This is a genomic window from Massilia aerilata (assembly GCF_042656905.1).
Classification (GTDB): Bacteria; Pseudomonadota; Gammaproteobacteria; order Burkholderiales; family Burkholderiaceae_D; genus Telluria; species Telluria aerilata.
The window spans coordinates 174,541-193,419 of sequence record NZ_JBHSMZ010000005.1 but is presented as its reverse complement, the minus strand read 5'-3'; the positions used below and the strand labels follow the sequence as shown (position 1 = coordinate 193,419).

The window sequence follows — 18,879 nt, the reverse complement described above, 5'->3', positions numbered from 1 at the left end:
AAAACAAGATGCAGTCCACGATTTCCTCCTACCCGTACCTGAGCCTTTCGGTCTGGCTTCCGATCATCTTCGGTGTGATCGTGCTGGCCGTCGGCCGTGACAGCAAGGCGGGCTTCACCCGCGTGCTGTCGCTGATCGGCGCGGTGGTCAGCTTCCTGCCGACCATCCCGCTGTTCACCCAGTTCAGCAATACCGCCCACGGTCCCCAGTTCGTCGAAAAGGCGGCCTGGATCGAGCGCTTCAACATCCAGTACTACCTGGGTATCGACGGCCTGAGCCTCTGGTTCGTGCCGCTGACCGCCTTCATCACGATCATCGTCGTCATCTCCGCATGGCAGGTGATCGAGGAACGCGTGGCCCAGTACATGGGCTCCTTCCTGATGCTGTCGGGCCTGATGATCGGCGTCTTCGTCGCCCTGGACGGCCTGCTGTTCTACTTCTTCTTCGAAGCCACCCTGATCCCGATGTTCATCATCATCGGCGTGTTCGGCGGCCCGAACCGGGTGTACGCGGCATTCAAGTTCTTCCTGTACACCTTCATGGGTTCGCTGCTGACCCTGATCGCGATCATCTACCTGTACAACAAGACGGGCGGGTCCTTCGACATCCTGACATGGCACGCGGCAAAGCTGGACATGACCGAGCAGGTCCTGATCTTCATCGCCTTCCTGATGGCCTTCGCCGTCAAGGTGCCGATGTTCCCGGTCCACACCTGGCTGCCGGACGCCCACGTGGAAGCGCCGACCGGCGGTTCGGTGGTCCTGGCCGCGATCATGCTGAAGCTGGGCGGCTACGGTTTCCTGCGATTCTCGCTGCCGATCGCGCCGGACGCCTCGCACTACCTGGCGCCGCTGATCATCGTGCTGTCGCTGATCGCCGTGATCTACATCGGCCTGGTGGCGATGGTCCAGAAGGACATGAAGAAACTGGTCGCCTACTCGTCGATCGCCCACATGGGCTTCGTCACCCTCGGCTTCTTCATCTTCAACGAGATCGGCGTGCAGGGCGGTATCGTCCAGATGATCTCGCACGGCTTCGTGTCGGGCGCCATGTTCCTGTGCATCGGCGTGCTGTATGACCGCATGCACTCGCGCGAAATCGCCGACTACGGCGGCGTCGTGAACCGCATGCCGAAGTTCGCCGCTTTCTCGGTCCTGTTCGCGATGGCCAACTGCGGCCTGCCGGCGACCTCGGGCTTCGTGGGCGAGTTCATGGTCATCCTGGGCGCCGTCCAGTTCAACTTCTGGACCGGCCTGCTGGCCGCCACCGCCCTGATCCTGGGCGCGGCCTACTCGCTGTGGATGGTCAAGCGCGTCATCTTCGGCAAGATCGGCAACAAGCACGTGGCCGAACTAACCGACCTGAACGGCCGCGAGTTCTTCATGCTGGGCGTGCTGGCGATCCTGACCATCTACATGGGCCTGTATCCGGCGCCGTTCACCGACTCGCTGCAAGTGTCGGTGGCCGACCTGCTGCAGCACGTGTCGGTCAGCAAGCTGCCGATGCACTAAGCAGGAAACTAAAAAGATATGAATCCGATGATTAATACGACTCTTTCGGCGGCGTCCATCAACATGGCGCCGTTGTCCGCGGAAATCTTCCTGGTGGTCGCGTCCTGCGCGATTCTCCTGATCGACATGTTCCTGAAGGAAGGGAAGCGGAACATCACCTACGTCCTGTCGCTGCTGACCCTGGTCGGCTGCGCAGTGATCACCTATGGCGATTTCAAGGCCGGCACCACGACCTACACGTTCTTCAACATGTTCGTGTCGGACCCGATGGCCAACCTGCTGAAGCTGTTCACCTACCTGGCGGTCGGCATCACCCTGGTGTATTCGCGCCAGTACTCGAGCGACCGCGGCATGATGTCCGGTAACATGGGCGGCGAGATCTACGTGCTGGCCCTGTTCACCATGCTGGGCCAGATGATTATGATCTCCGGCAACAACATGCTGCCGATCTACCTGGGCCTGGAACTGATGTCGCTGTCGCTGTACGCGCTGGTGGCCATGCGCCGTGACCATGCAATCTCGACCGAAGCCGCGATGAAGTACTTCATCCTGGGTTCGCTGGCCTCGGGCTTCCTGCTGTACGGCATGTCGATGATCTACGGCGCCACCGGTTCGCTGGACATCGGCACCATCGCCAAGCTGAGCGCCGCCAACGCCGCCAATCACACCATCCTGGTGTTCGGCCTGGTGTTCGTCGTCGCCGGCATGGCCTTCAAGCTGGGCGCCGTGCCCTTCCACATGTGGGTGCCGGACGTCTACCAGGGTGCGCCGACCGGCGTGACCCTGCTGCTGGGCGCCGCGCCGAAGCTGGCTTCGTTCGCGATGATGATCCGCATCCTGGTCGAAGGCCTGCTGCCGATGGCCTTCGACTGGCAGCAGATGCTGCTGGCCCTGGCCGTGCTGTCGCTGGCCGTCGGTAACCTGACCGCGATCTCGCAGACCAACATCAAGCGTATGCTGGCCTACTCGACCATCGCCCAGCTCGGCTTCGTCCTGCTCGGCATGATGGCCGGCACCACCGGTCCGCGCGATGCGATGAACGCCGCCAGCGCGGCCCCGGCCTACAGCGCCGCCATGTACTACACGATCACCTACGTGCTGACCACCCTGGGCAGCTTCGGCCTGATCATGATGCTGGCGCGCTCGGGCTTCGAAGCGGAAGAAATCGCCGACTTCAAGGGCCTGGCCAAGCGCAGCCCGTGGTACGCCCTGGTCATGACCGTGCTGATGTTCTCGCTGGCCGGCGTGCCGCCGATGATGGGCTTCATGGCCAAGTGGGCGGTCCTGCAGGCGGTGGTCGCAACCGGCCAGTACTGGCTGGCCGTGGTCGCCGTGCTGTTCTCGCTGATCGGCGCCTTCTATTACCTGCGCGTCGTGAAGACCATCTGGTTCGATGAAGCGGTGGATGTCTCGCCGATCAAGACCCCGATGGACATGCGCGTGGCCCTGTCGCTGAACGGCATCCTGGTGGTGCTGCTGGGTGTGATGCCGGGCTCGCTGCTGGCAGCCTGCCTGAGCGCCATGACCCAGACCCTGGGTTCGTAAGACCTGCCTGTGGACCTGTCCCTGGCTACCTGGTTGGTGATCGCGGTCGCGGTCGCGTTCGCCAACCTGCCTTTCCTGAACGAGAGCGTGCTCGGCTTCATTCCCCTGAAGCCAGCGCAGGGCAGGGCGCACACGAAGTTCTTCGTCGTGCGCCTTCTCGAGTTGTTTGTTTTATACTTTCTCGTCGGCGCACTCGCCTATTTGCTGGAATCCCGGATCGGAAACACGTTTCCGCAAACCTGGGAGTTCTACGCAATTTCGGGCTGTATGTTCGTCGTGCTGGCCTTTCCCGGTTTCGTATTCAAATATCTCCGCAAGCGCCGGCATTGAGCACCCTCGTCCATGGCGCCGGTGCTGTCGAATAATCAACGCATCACCGGAGCTACCATGGATTCCCAAGATTCCCACCTGAAAGAAACGCGCATCGACGGCGAGCTGGCCTACGATGGCCATTTCCTCAAAGTCACCCGCGACCGCATCAAGCTGCCCGACGGCAAAGAGACCCAGCGCGAGTTCATCCGCCATCCGGGCGCCGTCGTGATCCTGCCGCTGCTGCCGGACGGCCGCGTGCTGCTGGAGCGCCAGTTCCGCTACCCGAACGACCGCGTCTTCATCGAATTCCCGGCCGGCAAAATCGATCCGGGCGAGGAAGCCCTGGCCACCGCCAAACGCGAGCTGGAAGAAGAAACCGGCTACACGGCGAAGGAATGGAACTTCGTCTGCACCATCCACAACGCCATCGCCTACTCGGACGAGCACCTGGACATCTTCCTGGCGCGCGACCTGACCAAGGGCGAAGCGAAGCTCGACGAAGGCGAGTTCCTCGAACTCTTCAGCGCCACCGTACCGGAACTGCTGGAGATGGTGCGCACCGGGCAGATCACCGACGTCAAGACCATCATCGGCAGCTTCTGGCTGGAAAAATACGCCGCCGGCACCTGGACCCCCGGCTGAGATGCGGCTACCTGCGCCGCTGCTTGCGCTGATGCTGCTGACGGCGGCGGATGAAGCGGCGGCGCGCACGCCTTTCCAGGCGCGCTGCGAGGCGCGCCAGCTGGGACTCGATACCGACAGCCGCCCGACCTGGGTCAGGGTCGAATCGCACGACAGCGGCTACCGCGTCGACAACAGCCTGTCCTGGCGCAGTCTCACCCGCATCAAGCGCGGCCGCGCGGGCGACTTCGTGCTGGGCCTGACGCGCGCCGAGTCGCGCGTGGCGATCAGCCTCGAAGGCGCCATCGTCAGCAACCCCGACACGGGGGAAGAATGCATGCTGCCGCAGCTTGGCGTCAGCCTTTCCTACCTTCCGATCGTTATCCATGTGGGGAGCGAGTTCGCGCCGGGCCGCTGTGCGTATCGCGAGATACTTGCGCATGAGATGCGCCATCTCAAGGCCTACATCGACTACCTGCCGAAAGTGGAAAGCAGGGTGCGGGAAACATTGGGACGGCGTTTCGACGCCCGTCCAGTGTATGCTGCACGCGGCCAGGCGCTGGCGCGCGTGCAGGCGGAACTGGACGGTCGCTGGATGCCCTTCATCAAGCGCGAGATGGGCAAGGCCAAGGCCCTGCAATCGGGCATCGACAGTCCCGGCGAGTACGCGCGTCTCAGCAAAGTTTGCCAAGGTGAGGTACAGTCTCTTATTGGATCGACAAGACGCGAACCTTCAACAACAAGCTCATAAATGAACCAAGCACCACGTTACTTTGCCTTAATTCCCGCCGCCGGCGTCGGCGCCCGCATGGGTGCTGGCAGTCCCAAGCAGTACCTCAAACTCGGCGGCAAGCCGATGCTGCGCCACACCCTCGACGCCTTCCAGTCCAGCGACCTGATCGCCCACACCTTCGTGGTCGTGAGCCCCGACGACCCCTACATCGACAGCGTCGCCCCGCACCATGGGGTGACCGTGCTGCGCTGCGGCGGCGACAGCCGCATGGAATCGGTGCGCAACGGCCTGGCCGTGCTGGCGAATACGCTCGCGCCCACGGACTGGGTGCTGGTGCATGACGCCGCCCGTCCCGGCCTCACCGCCGGGCTGATCGAGAAGCTGATCACCGCGACCGCCGAACACCCGGTCGGCGGCCTGCTGGGCCTGCCGGTGGTCGACACCGTCAAGCGCTGCATCGAAGGCGAGGCCTGCGGCACCATTCCGCGCAACGGCCTGTGGCTGGCGCAAACCCCGCAAATGTTCCGCTATCAATTGCTGCGCGAAGCCCTGACGGCGGCGACGGACCCGAATACGATTACCGATGACGCCAGTGCGGTTGAAGCCCTCGGATTGACCCCCAAGTTGGTCGAAGGGCATCCCCGCAACCTGAAAGTGACGCTGCCGGAAGATATCCGGATCGCCGAGCTGTACCTGGCAGTGTCCCAACCTGAACTCGTGTGAACACCATGGCTCTTGCATCGTATAACCCCACTCCGCCGTTCCGCATCGGGACCGGCTATGACTGCCACGCCCTGGTCGAGGGCCGCAAGCTGATCGTCGGCGGCGTCACCATCCCGCACCGCCTCGGCCTGCTGGGCCACTCGGATGCCGACGTGCTGTTGCACGCCATCATCGACTCCCTGCTGGGCGCCGCCGCGCTGGGCGACATCGGCAAGCACTTTCCGGATACCGACCCGATGTTCGCCGGCGCCGACTCGCGCACCCTGCTGCGCGAAGTCGCCTCGCGCGTGATCGCCACCGGCTACACCATCGGCAACATCGACGCCACCATCATCGCCCAGCAACCGAAGATGGCGCCGCATATTCCGCAGATGGTGTCGCGGATCGCGGAGGACCTGGGCGTCTCGCCGCAGCAGGTGAACATCAAGGCCAAGACCAACGAGAAGCTGGGCTTCCTCGGGCGCGAAGAGGGGATGGCGGCGCAGGCGACTGCGTTGCTGGTGAAGGTCTGATCGTCATCCCCGCGCAGGCGGGGATCCAAGTTCTGTCGGCGTTACGTGAGCGCTTGCAACTTGGGTTCCCGCCTTCGCGGGAACGACGGCTGTGCTGCTCGAATTTGGGCCGTCCTCTGCAGGCATTTACGCTCCATGCGACACTGTCGAAAATAAAACGACAACCAGGGAGCCAAGAGTGACAACCCAGACCCCGATGAGCCCGCGCGCAGCCTGGCTCCTGATCCTCTCCGCCAGCGCGATCCTGATGATCACGATGGCGGCGCGCCTGACCACCGGCCTGTTCCTCTCGCCCATCAACACCTCCACCGGCCTCGGCGTCGCCTCGATCAGCCTGGCGATGGCGGTCGGCCAGTTCATGTGGGGCGCTTCGCAGCCCATCTTCGGCGCCGTCGCCGACAAGTACGGCCCGGCGCGCGTGATCGTGCTGGGCGGCGTGATGCTGGCGATCGGCCTGGCCGCCACACCCTTCGTCTCCTCGCAGTTCGGCCTGATGCTGACCCTGGGCGTGCTGTCCGCGGCCGGGGCCGGCGCCGGCAGTTTCTCGATCCTGATCGGCGCCACCGCCCAGCGCCTGCCGGTCGAGCGCCGTCCCTTCGCGGCCGGCTTCATCAACGCCGGCGGCTCCTTCGGGCAGTTCGTGTTCTCGCCGCTGGTGCAGGCGATCATCCAGGCCAGCGGCTGGGTCGTGGCGATGATCTCGCTGGCGGCCACCACGCTGCTGACCATCCCGCTGGCTTTCCTGATGCGCGGCCAGAAAGCGCCGGTGCATGCGGCTACCGCGGCCGCCGACGAGTTCACGCTCGGCCGCCAGGTGCGCGCGGCCCTGCGCGACAAGAGTTATCTCTGCCTGCACGCCGGCTTCTTCACCTGCGGCTTCCACATCGCCTTCCTGGTCACCCACCTGCCGGGCGAGGTCGCGCTGTGCGGCCTGCCGGCGGGCGTGTCCGCCAACGCGTTGGCCCTGATCGGCCTGTTCAACATCGCCGGCTCGCTGGTCGCGGGGGCCTTGGGACAGCGCTACCGCATGAAGTGGCTGCTGGCCGCGATCTACGGCGGCCGGGCGCTGATCATCGCCGGCTACCTGCTGGCGCCGAAGACGGCGCTGACCTTCTATGTCTTCGCGGCGGCGCTCGGCTTCAGCTGGCTTGCCACCGTACCGCCGACGGCCGGGCTGGTCGGCAAGCTGTTCGGCACGCGCTACCTGTCGACCCTGTTCGGCCTGACCCTGCTGTCGCACCAGGTCGGCGGCTTCTTCGGCGCCTGGCTGGGCGGCCTGGCCTTCGTGAAGTTCGGCGATTATTCGTGGATGTGGTACGCGGACATCCTGCTGGCCCTGGCCGCGGCCCTGGTCAACCTGCCGATCCGCGAGGCGGTCCCGCACGGCACGTCCGCCGCAGCCGCGGCGAAAGCCTGAGATGGCGCGCGACCCCTGGGCTTACCGCGACGTCGCGGTCGAGTCCTTCATCGATCCGCGCAGCGGCGCCCTGAAGATCCGGCCGATGGCGGGCCAGGCCTACGCGACCTCGATGCGGGTGCAGTGCGCACGCACGCTGCGCGACCCGGACCTGTATCCGGCCGGGACCCGCTTCCTGGTCCGCGCCAAGCTGACCGACCGGCAGGGCGGGGCGCCTTACCTGTATGCGCATCACGGCGATGCGGTGAAGGTGCTGGCGGGCCGCGAGCTGGCGTCATTCCTGGACGAGTACCGGCGCCGGCGGATCTGAGCAGCATCAATCAGACTTCGGAAAAACCAGAGAAACGATCAAGGTTTCTGCGGTTTTAACTTTGCAGATCAGGCATTACTCTGATGGCTCCATCAGCTGAGGAGTATCCGATATGCGTTCGTATCCCACCAACAGCACCAAAGCGGTATCGCGACTGCTGGCCCTGACCATGATCGTCGACGGCCATCTGGCGCCGTCCGAGCTCAAGGCCATGCGCGCGGCGGGCGTGCTGCCGCGTGCCGCGCTCGACGAGGACGAATTCGACGACGTGGTGCGCGACCTGTGCGAAGACCTGCTTGCCAGCGCCGCGCGGCGCTGCAGCGCGGAAGTCGAGATCGACGGCCGCCTGCTCGACAGCCTGCTCGGCGAAGTCGAGGATCCGGCACTGCGCATCTCGGTCATGAAGGCGATGCTGGACATCGTGCATGCGGACGAGGTGCTGGATGCCCGCGAGACCCTGCTGATCGAGCGCGCATTCAGGGCCTGGTCCGGACCGGGCCGTCAATCCTCCGGCCGAAGGGGTGACCGGCAGCGGGTTCAGGCCTAAGCTAAGGGGGCTTGCAACCCTGGCGACCCGAAAGGCCCCCGTGATCCTCGTCTACAAATACGGTTATCCGCACGGCACCGACACCCCGGCGGCCCGCGCGAGATGCCCAAGGCCAAGCTGCCTACCGCGCTGGTCGACGGGCGCCTGATCGCGGACTCCTCCTTCATCATCGGCCATCTCCAGCGGCACGACCCGCGCGCGCTGCGCGACGAGCACCTGAGCCCCGTGCAGCTGGCCCAGGCCGAGGCCATCAAGGCCCTGGCCGAAAGCCAGCTGTATTTCGTCGGCGTCTACCTGCGCTGGAGCGTGGACGAGAGTTTCGCGCGCTACCGGCCGCTGCTGCTCGACTACGCGCAGCGCAGCGTGCCGGTCTGGCAGCGTCCGCTGGTGCCTGTGCTCAGTCCGGTGCTGTCGCCGCGCATACGGCGCTACATGAAGCGCCAGGTCTGGCAGCAGGGCATCGGCCGCCACAGTGCCGACGAAGTGCTGGCGATCGGCCAGTCCGGCCTGCGCGCCATCGTGACGCTGCTCGGCAGCCAGGATTACCTGTTCGGCGATGCGCCCAGCAGCATCGACGCCTGCGTGTTCGGCCAGTTGCACACGCTGCTCAAGCATCCTTTCCCGGGCCCGCTGCAGGATTTTGCCCTGGCCCAGCCGGCATTGACGGCCTACCACGACCGTATCTGGGAGCGCTACTGGCGCAGTACGCCGCTGCGCGCCGGGTGACAATTGTTGAATTTTCGATGGGCATGCTGCTGGTATCCTGAAACATTCGTCGAGCCGAGCTCACTTCAGGAATCCGCATGTGCCCGTCCCTTGCTGTCCGCACGCCCCGCAGCCTGAGCTGCGCTAGCCTGTTTGCCATGATGCTTGCCTTGAGCGCCTGCGGCGGCGGAGGCGGGGGCAGCACGGCAGCGCCGCCACCCGTCGCCAGCGTGCAGGCTCCCGTCATCGCGACCCAGCCTGCGCCGCAGTCCGTTGCCGTGGGCCAGGCGGCCACCTTCAACGTCGCCGCGACCGGCGACGGCCTGAGCTACCAATGGCAGCGCAACGGCGCGGACATCGCCGGCGCCACCGGCGCCAGCTATGTGCTCAACAATGCGCAGGCGGCCGATGACGGCAGCCGCTTCACGGTCGTGGTGCGCAATGCCGGCGGGAGCACGACCAGCGCCGCGGCGACGCTGCAGGTCAAGGTGGGCCAGCTCAGCCTGCTGGCCGGCACGCTCGGAGGCGCCGGGCAGATGGATGGGCCGGTGGGCCGTTTCAACCACCCGGCCAATGTGGTGTCCAGCCCCTCGGGCGAATTGTGGCTGAACGACTACTTTCTTCCCAACCAGTCGATGGAACTGAGGAAGGTCAGCCAGGCGCCCGGCGCTTCCCCGACCGTTACCACGCTGCCGCACAAGGACCCCTTCGTGAACGTGATCGGCGCCGTCGACGCCGCCGGCAACCGCTACGAAAACTGGTACCTGGCGATCCACAAGACGACGCCGGCCGGTGTGCGCACCCTGCTGGCGGGGAATCCGCGCGCGCCCGGTTCGGCCGATGGCGCCGGGATCGACGCCGGCTTCGGGGCCATTTCCGGCATGGCGGTCGACGCCGGCGGCACGCTGTATGTGGCCGACCGCGTGAACGCGACGATCCGCAAGGTCAGCCCGGCCGGCGTGGTGACGACCCTGGCCGGCAGCGCAGGACTCAGCGGCAGCCAGGACGGTACGGGCGCCGCCGCGCGCTTCCGCAAGCCAGGCGCGCTGGTGCTCGACAAGGCAGGCAACGTCTACGTCCTCGACGACGATACCGTCCTGCGCAAGATGACGCCGGCCGGCGTCGTGGTCACGGTGGCGACCGTGCCGCGCTGGATCTCGAGCAGCGGCTATCCGGACATGGCCGAGCCGAATTCCAGCGCCCCCGTTGTCGGCGGCCTGGCGGTCGGTGACGACGGCAGCGTCTATGTCCTGTCCGGGAACATCCGCCGTGTCAGCCCGGCCGGTGCGGTGACGAATTTCGCCGGCGACCCGTTCACCTGGCGCGCGGGCGCCACCATGAGCCAGGACGCTGCCGGCAATATGTATGTAGTGGCCCCGAATCAGCCAGTTGTGTTCCGGGTGGCGCCGGCAGGCGTGATCAGTGCGTTCGCAGGACTGCCGGCCGCGGCTGAAGACACGTATGGATACAACATTGCGCAGCGCATCAGGTTTGGCAGGGCAGGTCTGTATGCGGATGCACAGGGCAATGTCACCTTTGTCGGCGGCGGCAAAGTCCGCAGGACCACCGCAGGCGGCGTCGTCACCACGCTCGCGGGACCGGCGTTCGACGACAATGCCTTTCCCAACGCCTACAGCGTGTCCGGGCTCGCTTACGGCAGAGACCTGCTGGCCTACTCGAACGGCACACTCAAGAGTGTCGACAACTTCGGCAATACGACCGCCATCCTTGCCTCGGTGAGCAACGACGGCCTGCGCGACGGCCCCAGGGGAGTCGGCAGCGTGTATTCTCCTTCCAATTTCCTCGCCGATTCCAAGGGCAATATCTACTTCCTGGATACGGTCGTGGGACACGTCCCAACGATCGTCACGCAGCCTGCCTGGACCTATGTCCGCAGGATCAGCCCGGACGGCGCCATTACCACCTTGCGCGACGCAAGCCAGGACGCCATCCTCCACTGGCTTGCCGACAAGGACGGCAATATCCTCTTTGGAAGCGCCGACGGTGTGAAGCGGATGACGCCCGACGGCGCTGTCTCGACCCTGTACGCGCGGCCCGCCGATCTCGCCCCGCTCGCATTTTATGGCCCGATGGCGCTCGACCGCAGCGGCAACCTGTACATTGCCAGCGAGGGCGTCCTGCGCAAGATCACGCCGGCCGGGACCGTGAGTATCGTCGCCGGCACGCCGGGCGTGCTCGGGGTCAGGCTGGGTGCGCTGCCAGGCAGCCTCAACGAGGTCAGCGCGCTGACGGTCGGCGACGATGGCGCCCTTTACCTGCAAAGCGAGAACGCGGTCCTGAAGCTGACTCAGTAAGCGCACAGGCCAGTACAAGGCCGGCAACCCGCTCCCGGCTTCGCGGTTATTATGTGGCTATTGTGCACACATGAGAGGATCGTCATGGCAACTCGCAAGATTGCAGTACTGGTCGGCAGCCTCCGCAAGGAGTCCTTCACCCGCAAGCTGGCCAAGCAGCTGATGCTGGTGGCCCCGCCCACGCTGGAACTGGAGATCGTCAACATCGCCGGGCTGCCGATGTACAACCAGGATGACGAGACCGACACGCCGCCGCCGCGCTGGACCGAGTTCCGCGACCGTATCCGCGACGTCGACGGCGTGCTGTTCTGTACGCCCGAGTACAACCGCTCGCTGCCGGGCGCGCTGAAGAACGCCATCGATGTCGGCTCGCGCCCCTACGGCAAGGCGGTCTGGAGCGGCAAGCCCTGCGCCGTGGTCAGCAACTCGCCGGGCGCGCTGGGCGGCTTCGGCGCCAACCACGCGGTGCGCCAGTGCCTGGTGTTCCTCAACATGCCCTGCATGCAGTCGCCCGAGGCCTATATCGGCGGCATCGGCAACAAGTTCGACGGCGACAAGCTCACCGACGAATCGCTGAACGGCTTCCTGCAGCAGTTCATGGAATGCTTCGCGACCTGGGTCGAGCGCCATGCGGACTGAAGCAGCGCGCGGCCCGATCGCCATTCGCGAGATCGACCATGTGGTCTTGCGCGTGATCGACCTCGCGCGCATGCAGCGCTTCTACCATGAGGTGCTGGGCTGCGCCGAGGTACGGCGCCAGGATGAGATTGGCCTGGTGCAGCTGCGCGCCGGCAGCGCCATGCTGGACCTGGTGCCGGTGGACGGCAAGCTGGGGCGCGTCAAAGGCGCCGCGCCCGGGAAGGAAGGGCACAACGTCGACCATGTCTGCTTCCGCGTCGAGCCCTTCGACGAGGCCGCGATCCGCGCCCACCTGGCGGCCCACGGCGTGGACGCGGGGCCGGGCGAATCGCGCTTCGGCGCCGAGGGCGAAGGGCCGTCGATCTACCTGCACGACCCGGAGGGCAACATGATCGAACTGAAGGGGCCGGCCGCAACGTGAAGCCGCAACAGCGCGCCGACCAGCACTACGTTTCCCAAGTCCCGGAGTCCTACGGCAAGCCGCCGCCGGGACTGCGGCGGCACATGTTCGACGTCATCTTCGAGGCCGACACGCCGGCCGGGCGCCGTTTCGACATCGCGCTGGTGTTCGCCATCATGCTCAGCATCCTGGTGGTGGTGCTGGACAGCGTGCCGGGCCTGCACCGCGAATACGGCACGACCCTGAACCTGGTCGAATGGAGCTTCACGGTGCTGTTCAGCATCGAATACCTGGCGCGCGTCATTTGCGTGCAGCGGCCCTGGCGCTATGCCGCCGGCTTTTACGGCGTGATCGACCTGCTGGCCGTGCTGCCGACCTATTTCTCGCTGCTGGTGCCGGGCAGTAACCTGTTCCTCGACATCCGCATCCTGCGCCTGCTGCGCGTGTTCCGCATCTTCAAGCTGACCCTCTACATCGAGGAATACACGCGCCTGGGCGAAGCCCTGTCCGCCAGCCGCCGCAAGATCATGGTGTTCCTGTCGGTGGTGCTGATGGCGATCCTGATCCTCGGCACCGTGATGTACGTGGTCGAAGGGCCGCAGAACGGCTACACCAGCATTCCGGTGGCCATGTACTGGGCCACCGTGACCATGACCACGGTCGGCTACGGCGACATCACCCCGCACACCCACCTCGGCAAGGCGATCGCCTCCTTCATGATGCTGATGGGCTGGGGCATCCTGGCGGTCCCGACCGGCATCGTGACGGCCGAACTGTCGGCCCGCCATGCCGACCGCCGCCAAGGCGCGGCGCGTATCCTGGCCGCGCGCGACTGCCCGTCCTGCGGCAGCAGCGGCCATGAGGCTGCGTCCCGCTTCTGCAAGGATTGCGGCGCGTCTCTTTGAACCCCCGGTTTTCAAGGGCTTCACCCTTGGCGCATATCAAACGCGCATAGCCTCAGGTCTTTAGGCTTCTACCTTCATGTCCAACCAAACCACAAGAGGCAAGCATATGTATCCGTTCCCGCAGAACGTCACCCCGGCAGTGCGCACCCACGTCGATGCCCAGACTGCCTTCCTGAACGACATGTCGAAATCGCTGTTCAAATCCTTCTCGCAGATCTGCGACCTGAACATCCAGCTGATGCAGACCCTGATCGAGGAGTCCACGCTGGCGAGCAAGCACGTGCTGAGCGCGGACCGCCAGACCGAGCTGTTGAGCGCCGCCACCGCACGGGTCCAGCCGACCAGCGACAAGCTGCGCGCCTACCAGCAGCACATCACCCGCCTTGCCGCCGACGCCCAGGTGGAGCTGACCCGCGTCACCGAGCAGCACGTGCAGACCACCGCGCGCACCGCGCGCGCCCTGGCCGACGAAGTCGCGCGCGACGCCACCGAGCAGACCGAGCGCAGCCTGCGCGCGCAGCAGGAAACCGTGCGCCAGTTTACCGATCCGTTCGCCCGCGCCGGCAATGGCGCCCAGGGCGGCGCCGGCGATGCCCAGGCAGGGCAGCAGCATACCCAGGGCGGCGCACAGCCGCCAGCCAGCCAGGCCAGCCAGCGTAGCGAACGCGGCGAACGCGGCGCGACCACGCATTGAGTTTCAGGCAGGCGGCGTCCCCAGCCGTTCCATCACGGCGGCGCGGTACTGGCGGCTGCAGGGCACGCGGGCGCCGCTGCGCAGCACCAGTTCGCAGTCGCCCTTGTCGAGCGGGACCACCCGCTCGATGCAGGCCAGCTGCACGGCGGCGCGCCGGTGGCAGCGCAGGAAAGCGGGACCGAGGCGCTCGGCCAGGCCGCCCAGGGTCTGGCGCAGCAGCGGGCTGCCCGACGGCGTGTGCAGCACCACGTAGTTGTCCGCGCTTTCGATCCAGCCGATCTCAAGCACCGGCACCACGCGCGTGGCGCCGCGCTCCGACACCAGCAGCTGATGCAAGGGCAGGGCCGGCAAGGCTTGCGGCGCCGGCGGCTGCAGGCGCTCATGCAGCCGCACCTGCAGTCTTTGCACAGCCCGCGCCAGCCGCGCCGCGTCATAGGGTTTCAGCAGGTAGTCGACGGCGCCGGCGTCGAAGGCCTGGATCGCGTACTGGTCCCAGGCCGTCACGAACACGATGGCGGGCGCCGGTTCCGGCAGCGAAGCCGCCAGCTCGATGCCCGACAGTTCCGGCATGGCGATGTCGAGCAGGATCGCGTCCGGCTTGCATGCGGCCACGCGTTCGAGCGCCTCGAAGCCGTCTGCCGCCTCAATGATGCCGGTGACGCCGGCTTCCGCAGCCAGCAGGCGCCGCAGCTTGTCGCGCGCCGGCTTCTCGTCGTCGACGATCAGGATGCGCATGGCAGCCTCAGCTCGGCGCGCACGCCGCCGCCGTCGCGGGCCGCCAGGGACAGCGAGGCGCGCGGCCCATGCAGCGCCGCCAGGCGGGCGCGCAGGTTGGCCAGGCTGATGCCGCAGCCCTTGGTCGAGGAATCGCCGCTGCCTTCATCGAGGCGGCCGTCGTCGTCGACGCGCAGCACCAGCTTGCCGAGCTCGCGCTGCGCCGAAACTTCGATATGCGTCATCCCGCGCCGCTTCTCGACCGTGTGCCGGAACACGTTTTCCAGCAGCGGCTGCAGGCTCATCACCGGCAGCGGCTGGGCCAGCAGGGTTTCGTCGATGCGCCAGGCGATCTCGACCCGGCCGGCGAAGCGCTCCGCCATCACGCCGGCGTAGCCGCGCGCGATGTCGAGCTCGGCCTGCAGCGGCGCCTCGATCGCCTCGCCCAGGGACAGCGTGGTGCGCAGCACGCCGGCCAGCTGCATCAGGGTGGCGTCGGCTTTCTCGACATCCTCGTGCATCAGCGAGGAGATCGTGTTGAGGGAATTGAACAGGAAGTGAGGCTGCATCTGCTGGGCCAGGCGCTGCAGCTGGGCCTGCTGCTGCAGAGCGATCGCCTGCTGCGCGCGCAGCTGGGCTTCGACCAGGGCCTGGTAGGACTTGATGCCGAAGCGCACCGCGGTGAACAGGCCGACGAAGATCGAGATCTTCATCGACTCGTAGAGGAAGAGCTGGGGCCAGGGGTCGTGCCGATAGGTGTCGCCGACCAGCGCATACACGGCGTGGCGGATGCCGAAGGCGAACGGGGTGAACACGAGCCACCACAAGGGCAGCCACAGCGCTTCGCGTGCGAACCAGCGCAGCGGGCTGCCGAGCAGGTGGTCGTGGCTGCGCGAGAAGCGCAGCTGCAGCAGCACCATGGCCGTCGCCACCAGGGCCGATGAGCCTTCCCACAGGATCGGCTTCCACAGCTCGGGACTGTGCTCGTTGCGCTGGAAGTCCTGGATGGCCACCAGCACCATCAGGGTCCAGAACAAGGTCCAGACCAGGATGAAGATGAAGCTGCGGCGGGAAGCGGTCGGCAGGACTTTGGGCATGCCGGGATAATGTCCCAAGCTTGCCTGAATGTCAAAACAAGGCGCGGCGCCAGGGGCCCGCCGGATGCGCCGGCGCGTCCCTGGGCGGCGGACTTACTGGGTGATGGGCGCGGCAGGCGCCGGGGTGGTGCCAGTGACCGGGGGCGTGGCAGGCGCCGGGGTGACTTCCGGGGGCGGCGTCATGCTCTGAACCGGGGCCGGGGCCGGGGTGTCGACCGGCGCCGGGCTCGCTTCCGGTGTCGCCGGAGCGGCCGGGGTTGCCGGGGTTGCAGGCGTTGCCGGGGTCGCGGCGTTATCCTGGCTGTCCTTCATGGTGTCGGTTTTCGCAACATGCTTCGCCTTGCTCTTCTTGTGCTTGGCGCTTGCTTTCGCTTCCTTGGCCGGCGCCTCTTTCACCTCGGCTGGCGCCGCCTGCGGGGCGGGGTGCGCGGCCATGGTCTCGGTCTTCGCTGCCTTCAGGTCGGCGTTGTTGACCAGCACGGCTTGCTTCGCGGCAGGTTTCGAAGCAGCCGGGGCGGGCGTCTGGGCAAAGGCTGCGGTGGCGAACAGGCCTGCGATCACGGTAACGATGGTTTTTTTCATGGTGAAGGGTCCTTAGCTGTTTATCGGTAGGTAGCACTCTTCATCAAACGTGAGTCCGCTACCGTGTGTTGACGCACTTTACAAACGCTTACGAGGCTGACAGCTGCTTACAGGCTTTGCAATACTCAGTTCTCCAGCTCATCTTCCCCTGGCTTGCGGTCCCGCCCGCGGTCCAGCGCCGGCTTCATGCCCTCGACTTCGCGCATGAATTCGTCGATGCCATGGTCCTGGCTGACCCGCACCGACGGCGGCAGCAGCACCGCCATGTAGAGCTCGTCCGACAGGCGGCCGGTGCGCTGCAGGTTGTAGGCCAGGACCAGGCCGGAGCCCAGCACCGCCATGCCGGCCGCGATCCAGCGGTAGCGGCGCCGGTTCTGCGGGTCGATCGTGCCCAGGTGGAAGTAGACCACGCCGGCCACCAGCAGCGTCGCCGCATGCGAGGCGTAGCGGGTGACGGCTTCGAGCGAGAAGGCATAGGCGATGGTGGCCGCCAGCAGGCTGGTGACGGCCAGCACGGCCAGGCCGCAGCCGAACACGAACAGGTGGCGGCCCAGGCGCGCGTGGCGTCCGAACAGGCGGTTGGCGAAGGCCCAGCCGCCGCTCCACAGCAGGGCCGCGCCGGCGCCCCAGGCCAGGGCCTCGAAGTAGCGCACGAATTCGAAGTACTGGGTGTCGCTGAGCCAGCGCGCGAACAGGGCGCAGCCCGCGGCCAGCAGGATGCCCGCCGCCCCGGGCAGCGCGCCTTCCCAGCGGTGGAAGGTGCGGTCCTCGAGTTCGGGCGCGACCGGAAAGCTGGCCGCGCGCACGCGCAGCGAGGTATGGCCGATGCGCACCACGGTGTCGCCCGACAGCACCACTTCCTGCAGCCGCTTGCCGCGGTGATTCAGGCCGTTCCTGCTGCCCAGGTCGCGCAGCACCAGGCGCCCGGCGGCGTCCAGATCGATGCGCGCGTGGCTGGCGGCGACGTAGTCGTCGTCGACGATGAAGTCGTTGTCGTAGCCGCGTCCCAGGCGGATCGGCAGGGTGTCGATGCAGCGGCGCTGCAGCACGTCGCCGTTGCGCGCCAGGGTCTCGATGAACCAGGGACCAGTCATCGCGCCCGGCTCCTTCCCAGCGCGGACAGGAAGGCGCGGGTGGCGCGCATGCCATTGTCGAAGGAGACGCCGGCCAGGTCGAGGCGGCTCTGCAGGCTGGCCTGGGCGTCGCCGGTGCTGGCGGTGAGCAGGGTGAAGTTGTACAGGCCGGCAAACTTGCGGTAGGCGCGCACGCAGGTGACGGCGCGCAGCGGCAGGCTGGCCGTGTGCACGAACATCTCGGTGCAGGACGGGCGGGTCAGGCGGGTGTCGCGCGAGGCGCCGATGCGGTCGACCCGGAAGCGGCCGCTGGCCAGCGCGGCAAACTGCAGCGGATGCATGCCTGCCGAACGCAGGTAGAGGTGGGACATCGACACGTGCCCGGTCTGCTGGCTGTCCGAAACATAGACCGCGACCTCCATCGCGCAACTGACGGAATCGCCGGTGTACTCGGCCTCCAGGCGGAAATTCGAGCGCCCCCAGCATCGCAACTGCTGCGATTCGCGCACCGGCACGTGGTAGGGCCCCATGGTCTTGATCGACAGCGGCTCGGCCAGCAGCCGGGCTATCATCTCGCGCTGGTGGGCCAGCAGCTGCTGGGCGATCAGCGGGTTGAAGTTCTTCGGCGGGTGCGCTTGCGCGGCGACCTTGCGCAGCAGCTCCTGGGCATAACGCACCGGCACCAGGAAGCTGACCGACTCGCCGTCCAGGCGCTTGGAGACGTTGATGCCGGCCACGGTGCCGGACACCGTCACGCTCGGGCCGCCGCTCATGCCGGAGTTGATCGGGCCGGTGAAGACCAGCTGGTCGTAGAAGCTGCGCCTGACCACGCCGTTGTACGCACCTTCCGAGATCGCGAAGCCGAGATCGAGCGGGTTGCCCAGGGAGTAGAGGTACTGGCCCTGGGTCAGCTTGACCGGATGGTCCGGCACCTGGAGGAAACCGGTGCCGGCCCGGTTCACGCGCACCACGGCCAGGTCGTGCAGCACGTCGACCGCCATCAACTCCACCGGTCCGGTCTTGCCGTCGGTGTCGACGTATTCGCCGATGTAGACGTCCGGATCCAGCGCCATCTGCGACACCACGTGGTAATTGGTCAGCACCAGGTTGCCGGTGCCGACCAGGAAGCCCGAGCCCACCGTCGACTGGCTGCGGCCGTTCTTCAGCAGCATGCGGATCTGCAGCAGGTCGCCCTTGGCGGACGAGTACAGGTCCTGGGCCGCGGTGGACGGCGTGGGCAGGGCGGTGGTTTCGTCGGTTTCGCCGGGGCCGGGGGCGGGCGGGGTGGTGGCGGGCGGGGTGGCCGGCGGGATCACCAGCGGCGGCTGGGGCGCCGGCCTGGCTGCGCCGCCGGTGGAGGGAATCTTTTGCGCGACCGGGGCCGCGCCGGCGATGGCGCAGGCGAGGCACAGGAGGATGGCGAACGATGGCAGGCGCATGCCTGCGATCTTGCCAGAAGTGTCAGGAAGGCAGCGCCACCTCGTCGTTCCCGCGAAGGCGGGAACCCAAGTCTGGCAGAGCTAA

General features: G+C 66.6%; 21 protein-coding genes. 16 read left to right on the top strand and 5 right to left on the bottom strand.

Going from position 1 to position 18,879, the window contains the following annotated elements:
• Nucleotides 1–8 precede the first annotated feature (8 nt).
• The 16 genes from ACFPO9_RS08820 to ACFPO9_RS08745 all read left to right on the top strand — a co-directional run bounded on the left by ACFPO9_RS08820 (nt 9) and on the right by ACFPO9_RS08745 (nt 13,889).
• The gene (locus ACFPO9_RS08820) at nt 9–1,511 is read left to right on the top strand and encodes an NADH-quinone oxidoreductase subunit M (RefSeq protein WP_379769593.1); all 1,503 of its coding nucleotides are present in this window, start codon (nt 9–11) and stop codon (nt 1,509–1,511) included.
• Between the two features lie 27 nt (nt 1,512–1,538).
• On the top strand, nt 1,539–3,056 hold the full coding sequence (gene nuoN, locus ACFPO9_RS08815) for an NADH-quinone oxidoreductase subunit NuoN (protein ID WP_379769591.1): 1,518 nt from the start codon (nt 1,539–1,541) through the stop codon (nt 3,054–3,056).
• A 9-nt stretch (nt 3,057–3,065) separates the two neighbouring features.
• Complete coding sequence (locus tag ACFPO9_RS08810) at nt 3,066–3,386, top strand: DUF2818 family protein (protein ID WP_379769588.1); 321 nt, start codon at nt 3,066–3,068, stop codon at nt 3,384–3,386.
• A gap of 57 nt (nt 3,387–3,443) precedes the next feature.
• The gene (locus ACFPO9_RS08805) at nt 3,444–4,010 is read left to right on the top strand and encodes an NUDIX domain-containing protein (protein WP_379769585.1); all 567 of its coding nucleotides are present in this window, start codon (nt 3,444–3,446) and stop codon (nt 4,008–4,010) included.
• Between the two features lies 1 nt (nt 4,011).
• Nucleotides 4,012–4,740: a hypothetical protein gene (locus ACFPO9_RS08800; RefSeq protein ID WP_379769583.1), complete on the top strand. Its 729-nt coding sequence runs from the start codon at nt 4,012–4,014 to the stop codon at nt 4,738–4,740.
• The gene (ispD, locus tag ACFPO9_RS08795) at nt 4,741–5,445 is read left to right on the top strand and encodes a 2-C-methyl-D-erythritol 4-phosphate cytidylyltransferase (RefSeq protein WP_379769581.1); all 705 of its coding nucleotides are present in this window, start codon (nt 4,741–4,743) and stop codon (nt 5,443–5,445) included.
• Between the two features lie 5 nt (nt 5,446–5,450).
• Nucleotides 5,451–5,957, top strand: a complete 507-nt coding sequence (gene ispF / locus ACFPO9_RS08790) for a 2-C-methyl-D-erythritol 2,4-cyclodiphosphate synthase (protein WP_379769579.1) — start codon at nt 5,451–5,453, stop codon at nt 5,955–5,957.
• 196 nt (nt 5,958–6,153) lie between these two features.
• Complete coding sequence (locus tag ACFPO9_RS08785; protein WP_379769756.1) at nt 6,154–7,374, top strand: MFS transporter; 1,221 nt, start codon at nt 6,154–6,156, stop codon at nt 7,372–7,374.
• Nucleotide 7,375: 1 nt separating this feature from the next.
• Entirely contained in the window at nt 7,376–7,684 is a 309-nt protein-coding gene (locus ACFPO9_RS08780; protein ID WP_379769576.1) for a hypothetical protein, read from the top strand.
• A 112-nt stretch (nt 7,685–7,796) separates the two neighbouring features.
• Complete coding sequence (locus ACFPO9_RS08775) at nt 7,797–8,231, top strand: tellurite resistance TerB family protein (RefSeq protein WP_379769574.1); 435 nt, start codon at nt 7,797–7,799, stop codon at nt 8,229–8,231.
• A gap of 102 nt (nt 8,232–8,333) precedes the next feature.
• Entirely contained in the window at nt 8,334–8,957 is a 624-nt protein-coding gene (locus ACFPO9_RS08770; protein ID WP_379769572.1) for a glutathione S-transferase family protein, read from the top strand.
• Nucleotides 8,958–9,094: 137 nt separating this feature from the next.
• On the top strand, nt 9,095–11,251 hold the full coding sequence (locus ACFPO9_RS08765) for a hypothetical protein (protein ID WP_379769569.1): 2,157 nt from the start codon (nt 9,095–9,097) through the stop codon (nt 11,249–11,251).
• A gap of 84 nt (nt 11,252–11,335) precedes the next feature.
• On the top strand, nt 11,336–11,890 hold the full coding sequence (locus ACFPO9_RS08760) for an NADPH-dependent FMN reductase (RefSeq protein ID WP_379769567.1): 555 nt from the start codon (nt 11,336–11,338) through the stop codon (nt 11,888–11,890).
• Entirely contained in the window at nt 11,880–12,311 is a 432-nt protein-coding gene (locus ACFPO9_RS08755; RefSeq protein ID WP_379769565.1) for a VOC family protein, read from the top strand. Before ACFPO9_RS08760 ends, ACFPO9_RS08755 begins: the two co-directional genes overlap by 11 nt.
• Nucleotides 12,308–13,195 (top strand): ion transporter, encoded by an 888-nt coding sequence (locus tag ACFPO9_RS08750; protein ID WP_379769562.1) that lies wholly within the window; start codon nt 12,308–12,310, stop codon nt 13,193–13,195. Before ACFPO9_RS08755 ends, ACFPO9_RS08750 begins: the two co-directional genes overlap by 4 nt.
• Nucleotides 13,196–13,271: 76 nt before the next feature.
• A complete protein-coding gene (locus tag ACFPO9_RS08745; RefSeq protein WP_379769560.1) occupies nt 13,272–13,889 on the top strand; it encodes a phasin family protein in 618 nt (205 codons plus the stop codon).
• Between the two features lie 3 nt (nt 13,890–13,892).
• On the opposite strand, the gene ACFPO9_RS08740 is transcribed toward ACFPO9_RS08745, so the two are convergent.
• The 5 genes from ACFPO9_RS08740 to ACFPO9_RS08720 form a co-directional block, all read right to left on the bottom strand.
• Nucleotides 13,893–14,624 carry a LytR/AlgR family response regulator transcription factor gene (locus ACFPO9_RS08740; RefSeq protein ID WP_379769557.1) on the bottom strand — a complete coding sequence of 244 codons (732 nt, stop codon included), beginning with the start codon at nt 14,622–14,624 and terminating at the stop codon, nt 13,893–13,895.
• The gene (locus ACFPO9_RS08735; RefSeq protein WP_379769554.1) at nt 14,612–15,700 is read right to left on the bottom strand and encodes a sensor histidine kinase; all 1,089 of its coding nucleotides are present in this window, start codon (nt 15,698–15,700) and stop codon (nt 14,612–14,614) included. The genes ACFPO9_RS08740 and ACFPO9_RS08735 overlap by 13 nt, the downstream gene beginning before the upstream one ends.
• Nucleotides 15,701–15,793: 93 nt before the next feature.
• Nucleotides 15,794–16,282, bottom strand: coding sequence for a hypothetical protein (locus ACFPO9_RS08730; RefSeq protein ID WP_379769552.1), 489 nt, complete (start codon nt 16,280–16,282; stop codon nt 15,794–15,796).
• A gap of 125 nt (nt 16,283–16,407) precedes the next feature.
• Nucleotides 16,408–17,376, bottom strand: coding sequence for an FHA domain-containing protein (locus tag ACFPO9_RS08725; RefSeq protein WP_379769550.1), 969 nt, complete (start codon nt 17,374–17,376; stop codon nt 16,408–16,410).
• Nucleotides 17,373–18,794, bottom strand: coding sequence for a S1 family peptidase (locus ACFPO9_RS08720; RefSeq protein ID WP_379769548.1), 1,422 nt, complete (start codon nt 18,792–18,794; stop codon nt 17,373–17,375). Before ACFPO9_RS08720 ends, ACFPO9_RS08725 begins: the two co-directional genes overlap by 4 nt.
• Nucleotides 18,795–18,879: the final 85 nt, after the last annotated feature.